This window comes from Hydrogenophaga sp. (assembly GCF_011390835.1).
Taxonomy (GTDB): Bacteria; Pseudomonadota; Gammaproteobacteria; order Burkholderiales; family Burkholderiaceae_C; genus Hydrogenophaga.
The window spans coordinates 1-6,951 of the sequence record NZ_JAABRQ010000050.1 but is presented as its reverse complement, the minus strand read 5'-3'; the positions used below and the strand labels follow the sequence as shown (position 1 = coordinate 6,951).

Genomic DNA, 6,951 nt, shown 5'->3' with positions numbered 1-6,951 from the left:
CCGCGTCGTCTTTCCAGGTCGACGACAGGTTCTCGGACTTGATCTCTTTCTTGCCAGCCACCGTGCCGACGGCAGGCCTGGCACCCGGCGTGCCCGCCGGCTTGTGCAGTGTGCCCTTGATGCCAGCCTTGGCATCTGGCTCGGGTTTCTTGGCCACCAGGGTCTTGGCGGGCGCGGCCATCATGGCGCGGATGTTGGCGGCTTCCTTTTCGGCCTTCTTGCGGCGGTCCTGCAAATCGTTGGCGCGCAGATCGTCCGCCTTTTTCGCCTCGGCCTTCTTCTCAGCGCTGGCCAAAGCATTCGATTCACGCTCCAGGCTCTCTTCTTTGGCCTTGGCGTGTTTCTCGGCCAGCGACATCGGCTCGCTGTCGGCCTCGACGGCAGCCGCTGCTGCGTTGGCGGCATCCGCATCTGCAGTCGCCTTGTCCTGAGCGGCTTGCTCCGCGGCCTGCTCGGCCTGGGCCTGGCGGGCCTCTTCGGCTTCACGCGCAGCGCGCTTGGCGACAAACTCTTCTTCCTGGCGGCGCAGCAGTTCGGCCTGGCGGCGTGCATCTTCTTCGCGGCGAGCCAGTTCCTCGGTGTCGACCACCGGCAGCACCTCCGGCGGAGCTTCGGGCACGGCCACGGGCTCGTCATCGCGCTTGATGAATGTGCGCTTCTTGCGCACTTCAACCTGGATGGTGCGGGCGCGGCCCGTCGCATCCGCCTGCTTGATCTCGCTGGTGGACTTCTTGACGAGCGTGATTTTCTTGCGCTCGCCGCCGGCCGTTCCATGGCTGGCCTTGAGGTGGCCGAGCAGCTTCTGCTTGTCAGACTCCGAGACCGGGTCGGTGCCGACGGTCTTGGGCACGCCAGCAGCGGTCAGTTGCTCCAGCAACAGGGAAGTTGGCTTGTTCAGCTCTGCAGCCAATTCGGCGACGGTGGTACTTGTCATAGGGTCTTTTCTCCGCTGGGGCCTCCGCTGTTCAGGTGGTGGGTTGCGCTTCGTCACCGGTGAACCAGTGAGCGCGGGCCAGCATGATCAGTTTCACGGCGTCTTCGTCCGTCTGTCCGGTGATGTCGGTCAATTCGTCGGTGGCGAGATCGGCCAGATCATCGCGCGTGTGCACGCCGGCATCGGCCAGCTTGGCCACCAGCTCGGGCGTCACGCCTTCGAGGTCGCGCAACTCCTGGGATACCTCTTCCACGCTCTCTTCACGGGCGATTTCCATCGTCAGCAGCGCATCCTTGGCGCGCGTGCGCAGCTCGTTGATCGTGTCTTCATCGAACGACTCGATTTCCTGCATTTCCTGCAGTGGCACATAGGCCACTTCTTCCAGGCTGGTGAAACCTTCTTCGATCAGGATATCGGCGATCTCCTGGTCGACGTCGAGTTTGGCCATGAATACCGCACGGATGCCTTCGGCCTCTTCGGCCTGCTTTTGTGCAGACTCGTCGGCCGTCATGATGTTGATGCGCCAGCCGGTGAGCTCGGACGCCAGGCGCACGTTCTGCCCGCCTCGGCCGATGGCGATCGCGAGGTTTTCCTCGTCAACCACCACATCCATGGCGTGACGCTCTTCGTCCACCACGATCGACACCACATTGGCTGGCGCCAGCGCGCCGATCACGAACTGGGCCGGATCGTCGCTCCAGAGCACGATGTCCACCCGCTCGCCCGCCAGCTCGTTGGTCACGCCGGTCACGCGAGAGCCGCGCACACCGACGCAGGTGCCAATGGGGTCGATGCGCTTGTCGTGCGACTGCACGGCGATCTTGGCGCGCGAGCCAGCATCGCGGGCGCAGGCCTTGATGTCCAGCAGGCCCTGCTCGATCTCGGGCACTTCCTGGCGGAACAGCTCGATCATGAACTCGGGGGCCGAGCGCGACAGCAGGATGGGCGCACCCCGCAGCGTCAGGTCCACTTCCATGATCATGGCGCGCACGCGGTCGCCGGTGCGGAAGTTTTCCTTCGGGATCATCTCGCCACGGCGCAGACGACCTTCGACGCGCCCGCTCTCGACGATGAGATCGCCCTTGTCCAGGCGCTTGACTGTGCCAACGAAGATCTTGTCGCCGCGCGACATGAAATCGTTGAGCAGCATTTCGCGCTCGGCATCGCGGATCTTCTGCAGGATCACCTGCTTGGCGGCCATGGCGCCAATGCGGCCAATGGGCACGCTATCGACCGGCTTTTCGATGAAGTCGCCTTCTTCGATGTCGGCGAGCTCATCGCGCGCATCGGTCAGCAGCTCCTCGGCATCCGGGTTCTGCAGGCCTGCCTCATCGGGCACGACCAGCCAGCGGCGGAAGGTTTCGTAGGCACCGGTGTCGGGGTCAACCGCCACGCGGATGTCCACCTCGCCCTTGTAGAGTTTTTTGGTGGCCGAGGCCAGTGCCAGCTCCACCGCACCGAGCACCACGTCGCGCTCGACGTTTTTCTCGCGGGAGATGGCATCAATCAGCATCAACATTTCGCGGTTCATTTCACTCGCCCACCTTTCCGGATGTCTTCTTGGAAATCAAAACAAAGCTGTTCTCGAATGCGCCGTTGGGTCATCATCCGTTCGGCCCCTCGCCAGTGGCTTGGCGGCCCTTGAAATTCACGATCGGCGCCAATCGCGCCTGCTGCACGTCGTCCAGCGAAAAATTCATCGCCTGCAACGGCACCGGCGGACGCTTTTTGCTGACGCGCTGGCCCGGCTTGGGCTCAGGCGCGTCGCTCCAGACGATCCGCCAATCGACGCCGTCCTCGGCGCGCTCCAGCGTGCCGCGAAACTTCTTGCGGTTGGCCGACACCTCGGTGCCGGTCACGCCGATCGGCGCCTTGAGCGTGATGTCCACCATCTGCCCCTCAAAGCGCATGTAATCCTGTTCACGACGCAGCGGCCGGTCAATGCCCGGTGAGCCCACCTCCAGCCGCCGGTACTCCAGCCCCTCCACCTCCAGCAGGTATTGCAGCTGGCGGGTGATCTTTTCGCAGTCCTCCACCGTCACGAACCGCTCCACCACCGCTTGATCGGTCGCTGGTGGTTGCCAGGGCCAGTCGATCGTGACCCGCAACAAACCACCGGCGGACCGATCCAGGTCCACCAGATCAAAGCCCATGCCGGTGACGGTTTGCTCGACGGTTTGCTGCCAGGTCATTCGCTTGTGTTCTGTGGTCCTGATGGCGTGAAATGAATCGCTCGGGTTGAAAAACGTTCGGCCAAAAAAAATGGGCCGGTAGTAACCCGCCCAATTGGTCGTGAAGCCAGCATTATAGCCCGCTAATTGACGCCTTTGCAATCCGGCGCACCGTCATTTGCTGGCTCAGGCATCACAGCTCCAGCACCCACTGAATGATGTTCTTGGCCAGAAATCCCAGCATGCCAAAGGACAGCACCAGAAACAGGATGAAGGTGCCGAACTTGCCCGCCTTGGACTCGCGCGCCAGGTTGAACACGATGAACAGCATGTACAGAATGAAGGCGCCAACGCCAAAGGTCAGGCCGAACTGGGCGATCTGGGCTTCGGTGTAACCGAACAGGGTGGCTTCCATGGCTGTGGGAGATGAACCGTTCAGGGTTGCCCGAAGCCCTGGATCAGCCCGTGGGAGTCTCGCTGGGTCAGATCGCAGTAGGCGTGCCAGCTGGCATGGGCGACCAGCGGCAGGATCACAATCAGGCCAATCAGCGCGGTGAGCATGGCCACGCCCACCAGCACGGCAATCACCACCGCCCAGACCACCATGGGGCCGGGATGGTTGGCCACCGCTCGCCAGCTGGCCCCGACAGCGGTGAAGACCGGCGCCGCCGTGTCCACCAGCATGGGCAGCGCCACCACGGTGGAGGCGAATACCGGCGCCGCCAGCAAGGCCCCCAGCAACAACCAGACCTCAAACAGGCCCAGCTCCCGGACCAGCACCACATGGCGCAGGAAATCAGCAGGCTTCAGGATCGGCGCTGGCGACCACAACGTGATCAGCCCGGCCGACGTCAGAACCCAGCCCGTGCCAGCCAAGCCGAGCAGCAGGCCAAACGCCACCAACCGCCGGTCGCCCGAGCGCCAGAGCGACACCACCTCGCCCATGCCCACGCAGGCGCCGCTGCTGCACGTGCGGCTGACGTGGTACAGACCAGTGGCCAAAATGGGCGCGACGATCAGAAAACCGGAAAAAGCACCGGCCAGCAACCAGAACTTGTCTCGAGCAGCCCAGACCAGGAGCCAGCCGAAACAGGCCAGCAACAGACCGTGCAGCAGGCCAGGGACCGGATTGCGGCGCAGATCAGCCCAGCCCAGCGCCAGCCAGCGCGCGGGCGAGGTGAGCGTCACGGGCACAGCGTGCGGAGTGGGCGTGGTGGGGTGGGCGTTCATGGGCAGTCAGGCAAAAATGCCGGGTACGGACCGGGTTATAGCGGTGCGCCCGTCAGGTCCCCATGACAAATGTCAAACAGTGGGGTGATGGCCCGAGTGTGCCAGCGCGAAGGCGCTGGATTTCCCCGCCCAACCGAACATGGGCCGGCCATCAGGCGGATGCCTGTACCAGCATGCGCGTGTATGGGTGCTCCGGTGCGATCAGCACCCGTTCCACGGGACCGTGCTCGACCACGGCGCCGTCTTTCATCACCAGCACCTCGTGGGCCATGGCGCGGATCACGTCCACATCGTGGGTGATGAACAGATAGCTCAAGGCGCGCTCCCGCTGCAGGCGCTGCAGCAGGGCCAGCACCTGCTTCTGCACCGTGACGTCGAGCGCGCTGGTGGGCTCATCGAGCACCAGCAGCAGCGGCTCGACGATCAGTGCCCGGGCGATGGCCAGTCGCTGGCGCTGGCCACCTGAAAATTCGTGCGGATAACGCTGCAGCCAGTCGCTGCCGTGCCGGGCGTCGTCCACCAGGCCCACATCCGCCAGCGCGTTCACCACCTTCGTGCGGCGCTCATCAGCCGTCAGCAAGGGCTGGTGCACCAACAGGCCCTCGCCCACGATCTGCTCCACCGTCATGCGCGGGGAGAGAGAAGAAAACGGGTCCTGAAACACCACCTGAATGCGCTGGCGCAAGGATCGCGACTGGCCGCTTTTTGCTGCCACCAGCCAGTCGGTGCCGGTGACCAGCAGGCGGCCCTGGTGCGGCAGCAGGCCCAGCGCGGCCAGCGCAAGGGTGGACTTGCCCGAGCCGGACTCACCGATCACGCCCAGGGTGTGCCCCGCAGCGATGCGCAAGTCGGCCCCCTGCACCGCCACAAACTCACCTTTGTGAAACCAGCCGCGCAGGCCCGGCAGGGGCACGGGGTAACTCACCCGAAGGCCCTGCGCCTCCAGCACTGGCGCGTCTGTGCCCGCCGCCGGCTCCGGCTCGACCACATCGCGCTCGGGCCGGCTGGCCAGCAGCATGCGGGTGTAGGCGTGTCGGGGCGCGGCAAACACCGCCTCCACCCCACCCTGCTCCACCAGATGACCGCGCTCCATCACCGCCACTCGGCTGGCAAAGCGGCGCACCAGATTGAGGTCGTGGGTGATCAGCAGCAAGGCCATGCCGTGCTGGCGCTGCAGATCACCCAGCAAGTTCAGGATTTGCCCGCGCAGGCTGACATCGAGCGCGGTGGTGGGCTCATCTGCCAGCAGCAGCTTGGGACTGCTGGCCAGGGCCATGGCGATCATGGCGCGCTGGCGCTGGCCACCGCTGAGCTGGTGCGGGTAGGCCTGAGCGCGCCTGGCCGGCTCGGGAATCCCGGTGGAAGCCAGCAACTCCACCACCGCGGCCTCGGCCTGGCGCGGCGTCAGGCCCTTCTTGAGCTGCAACACCTCGCCAATTTGCGCGCCCACCGTGGCAAGCGGGTTGAGCGCCGTCATCGGCTCCTGAAAAATGATGGCAACCTCGTCGCCACGCACACCGCGCAGCTCACGCTCGCTCATCTGAAGCAAATCTCGCCCCTCCAGCTTGGCCGAACCCGAGACCTCCGCGTTTTGCACCAGGCGCAGCAGCGACAGGGCCGACACCGACTTGCCCGAACCCGACTCTCCTACCAGCGCCAGCCGTTCGCCGGGCGCGATGTCGAAATCGATGCCATGCACCACGTCCTGGCCCCCGAAGCCCACGCGCAGGTTGCGCACGGACAGAAGGGCGGGGACAACGGGGAGCGTAGGGGCCACGGCCTCGCCGCCGGGCCGCCCCAAGGCGGGGCCAGCCCCCTCGGGGGGCAGCGAACCTCGCGCAGCGGGGAGCGTGGGGGCCATCTTATTTGTCCTGCTTTCTGGGATCCAGCGCATCGCGCAAGGCGTCACCCATGAAGGTCAGCAGCAGCAGCGTGATCACCAGCACCGCAAAGGTGGACATCGAGATCCACCAGGCGTCGATGTTGTTCTTGCCCTGGCTCAGCAACTCGCCCAGCGACGGCGTGCCAGGCGGCACGCCCAGACCCAGAAAGTCCAGCGAGGTCAGTGCGAGGATGGCCGCACTCATGCGAAACGGCAAAAAGGTGACCACTGGCGTCAGGCTGTTGGGCAGCACGTGCCGCCAGATGATCTGCCCGTTGGACAAGCCCATGGCCCTGGCCGCGCGCACGTAGTCCAGCTGGCGGTTGCGCAGGAACTCGGCGCGCACATAGTCCGACAGGCCCATCCAGCCAAACAGGCTCAGCAACACCAGCAGCAAACCGAGGCTGGGCGCAAAGACCGCCGAGAAGATGATCAGCAGGTACAGCTCTGGCATGGCCCCCCAGACCTCGATGAAGCGTTGAAACGCCAGATCGGTCTTGCCGCCAAAGAAGCCCTGGATGGCACCAGCGATCACTCCCAGCAGCACGCCAATGAACGTGAGCGCCAGCGCGAACAGCACGCTGATGCGAAAACCATAGATCAGCTGCGCCAGCAGGTCACGCCCGCGGTCGTCGGTACCGAGCCAGTTGTCGGCAGTCGGCGCCGAGGGATTGGGTTCTTTCGCGAAGTAGTTGAGGGTCTTGGGCCCATAAGGGTTGGGTGCGTAGACCACC

General features: G+C 64.8%; 7 protein-coding genes. All 7 read right to left on the bottom strand.

Going from position 1 to position 6,951, the window contains the following annotated elements; genetic code table 11:
- On the bottom strand, positions 1-934 hold a 934-nt coding region (locus tag GPT34_RS17330; RefSeq protein WP_291015195.1), incomplete at its 3' end, for a translation initiation factor IF-2 associated domain-containing protein.
- A 31-nt stretch (positions 935-965) separates the two neighbouring features.
- The gene (gene nusA, locus GPT34_RS17325) at positions 966-2,465 is read right to left on the bottom strand and encodes a transcription termination factor NusA (protein ID WP_291015193.1); all 1,500 of its coding nucleotides are present in this window, start codon (positions 2,463-2,465) and stop codon (positions 966-968) included.
- 73 nt (positions 2,466-2,538) lie between these two features.
- Positions 2,539-3,126 carry a ribosome maturation factor RimP gene (gene rimP / locus GPT34_RS17320; RefSeq protein WP_291015191.1) on the bottom strand — a complete coding sequence of 196 codons (588 nt, stop codon included), beginning with the start codon at positions 3,124-3,126 and terminating at the stop codon, positions 2,539-2,541.
- A 172-nt stretch (positions 3,127-3,298) separates the two neighbouring features.
- Positions 3,299-3,520 (bottom strand): DUF2788 domain-containing protein, encoded by a 222-nt coding sequence (locus GPT34_RS17315; RefSeq protein ID WP_291015189.1) that lies wholly within the window; start codon positions 3,518-3,520, stop codon positions 3,299-3,301.
- A 20-nt stretch (positions 3,521-3,540) separates the two neighbouring features.
- Positions 3,541-4,335: a DUF2189 domain-containing protein gene (locus tag GPT34_RS17310; protein WP_291015187.1), complete on the bottom strand. Its 795-nt coding sequence runs from the start codon at positions 4,333-4,335 to the stop codon at positions 3,541-3,543.
- Between the two features lie 151 nt (positions 4,336-4,486).
- The gene (locus tag GPT34_RS17305) at positions 4,487-6,196 is read right to left on the bottom strand and encodes a dipeptide ABC transporter ATP-binding protein (protein WP_291015185.1); all 1,710 of its coding nucleotides are present in this window, start codon (positions 6,194-6,196) and stop codon (positions 4,487-4,489) included.
- A 1-nt stretch (position 6,197) separates the two neighbouring features.
- Positions 6,198-6,951 (bottom strand): ABC transporter permease (locus tag GPT34_RS17300; RefSeq protein WP_291015183.1); only part of this gene is annotated, 754 nt, incomplete at its 5' end.

Excerpts from the sequence above, each read along its gene's own strand:
- nusA (WP_291015193.1), bottom strand. The coding sequence starts at position 2,465 with ATGAACCGCGAAATGTTGATGCTGATTGATGCCATCTCCCGCGAGAAA.
- rimP (WP_291015191.1), bottom strand. The coding sequence starts at position 3,126 with ATGACCTGGCAGCAAACCGTCGAGCAAACCGTCACCGGCATGGGCTTT.
- GPT34_RS17315 (WP_291015189.1), bottom strand. The coding sequence starts at position 3,520 with ATGGAAGCCACCCTGTTCGGTTACACCGAAGCCCAGATCGCCCAGTTC.
- GPT34_RS17310 (WP_291015187.1), bottom strand. The coding sequence starts at position 4,335 with ATGAACGCCCACCCCACCACGCCCACTCCGCACGCTGTGCCCGTGACG.
- GPT34_RS17305 (WP_291015185.1), bottom strand. The coding sequence starts at position 6,196 with ATGGCCCCCACGCTCCCCGCTGCGCGAGGTTCGCTGCCCCCCGAGGGG.